Here is a 1,601-nt window from a genome sequence, read left to right on the forward strand (position 1 = left end):
TCGACCATGAGAACATCCTTCGCGAAGTGAAAGGGACCGGCACGGAATAATATACCGACCGTTCGTTCTATAAAGATTACACGGCCCGGCGGACCGGTCAACAGCTGAAACCACCTGCGGACCGGTCCAGAGCAGTTTCACACCACCCGAATACCGAGGTGACCAGCCAAAAGGGGTGCCATGAGGCTCAGTTGGTAATCGTCAATAATGACGCCCGCGAGCCCCGCCAATCCGTTGATGCCGCGGAACTCCGACGTCCGCAGATCCACGTCCTTAAGTTTGGCCCCGCTAACGTCCAAGGTGCCGATGGTGCAGTTCTTCAGCGCGATCCTGGTCCCGGAACAGGCGCCGAGATCCAATTCGTTGATGATGCAATCGGAGATCTGGAGGTCCATGAGCTTGGAGCCGCGTAGGTTCACGTAGTCCAGCTTGCCGCCGTCGATCCGGACGGACCGCCAGTTGCCCTCATAGAGTTCAGCTGAGCCCCACCGGGGGTTGCTGATTTCCACATCCTGCCAAGAGCTGCGTGCGGCGGTGAAGACCGGCGCATAGGGCTCGGCCAGAATGCACTCGCGGAACGTTGCGCCCCGCAACTGTGCCTCGTTGAAGGAGACACTGTTCAGTTCGCATTCGATGAAGTCGGAGCCACTCAACTCTTCTCCGTCGGCGGAAACCTTGGTCCACCTGACGCCGTCATACCGTTCGCCGCGCTGGAAGTCCGGAGCGTCGTCGTCGCGCAGTTCTTCCAAACGGACCGGTGAAATCTTCGGGGCCGCAATCTTCGCAGCCGCCATCAGAGGGATTCCGCCTTCGCTGCGATCTCCGTCAGGTCCTTGGCGAGGGCTTTGCGCGTCATGCTCATGCCGATTTTCCCGAAGAGAGCCATACCCACCTTGCTCAGGAACGAAGGCTTGAGGACCTCGGCGCCGAACGTCAGCGTAAGGTCCGTACCGCCGTCGCGCCCGGACAGGGTGAAGCGCGAGGTGTAATCAGCGCCGCCCTGCAGCGCCTTCACGGTAGTGCTGCGCGGCGGGTCGGCCTGGGACACCCACATTTCGACGGTTTCCTGCTTGCCCATCATGGTCCGGGTCTCCTTCCAGCGCGTGCCTTCGCCGTACGGGCCCTCGCTGAGCAACTGGACGGAGTCGATGCCGGAGATGGTGCCGGCCGAGCCCGGGATGTCCGAGATAACGGCCCAGACTTTCTCCGGGCCTGCCTTAATGTGCTGCGTCAGGGTGGTGGTGTGTTCCATACATCGAGCCTAGACCCGACCCCTGACAGTCCCAATTAAGGCGGTCAGCCAGGTGACCACAGCGCACACACCAATACCCCAGGCGATGTCCGTCACCGCCACCATCGGCGGGAAATCCTTGAGGACTGCGAGCGCCGTCAAAGCCCACGTGGAGTAGGTGAAGAAGCCGAACATTGCCCCGCCCAGGATCCTCCGGCGCAGGGTGATATCCGTTTTTCCCGGCCGCACCCCATAGTGAACAATCCCTGCAACGAAGACGAGGTAGAACAGGACAGCCCCTACAGGATGCGGGCTGGCGGCGAGGAGGTGTCCGATCTGGCTTTCATATTGCCGCTGTGCCACAGTGACG

3 protein-coding genes are annotated in these 1,601 nt (G+C 61.3%); all 3 read right to left on the reverse strand.

Going from position 1 to position 1,601, the window contains the following annotated elements:
* Positions 1-137: 137 nt before the first annotated feature.
* On the reverse strand, positions 138-794 hold the full coding sequence (locus tag HP499_RS24050; protein WP_172326542.1) for a pentapeptide repeat-containing protein: 657 nt from the start codon (positions 792-794) through the stop codon (positions 138-140).
* Positions 794-1,252 (reverse strand): SRPBCC family protein, encoded by a 459-nt coding sequence (locus HP499_RS24055; protein WP_172326543.1) that lies wholly within the window; start codon positions 1,250-1,252, stop codon positions 794-796. The genes HP499_RS24050 and HP499_RS24055 overlap by 1 nt, the downstream gene beginning before the upstream one ends.
* 9 nt (positions 1,253-1,261) lie before the next feature.
* Positions 1,262-1,601: DUF2177 family protein (locus HP499_RS24060; protein ID WP_172326544.1), on the reverse strand; the 340-nt coding region annotated here is incomplete at its 5' end.

Source organism: Paenarthrobacter sp. CM16, from assembly GCF_013179505.1.
GTDB lineage: Bacteria > Actinomycetota > Actinomycetes > Actinomycetales > Micrococcaceae > Arthrobacter.

Coding starts and splice junctions, on each gene's coding strand:
- HP499_RS24050 (WP_172326542.1), bottom strand. CDS start 794: ATGGCGGCTGCGAAGATTGCGGCCCCGAAGATTTCACCGGTCCGTTTG.
- HP499_RS24055 (WP_172326543.1), bottom strand. CDS start 1,252: ATGGAACACACCACCACCCTGACGCAGCACATTAAGGCAGGCCCGGAG.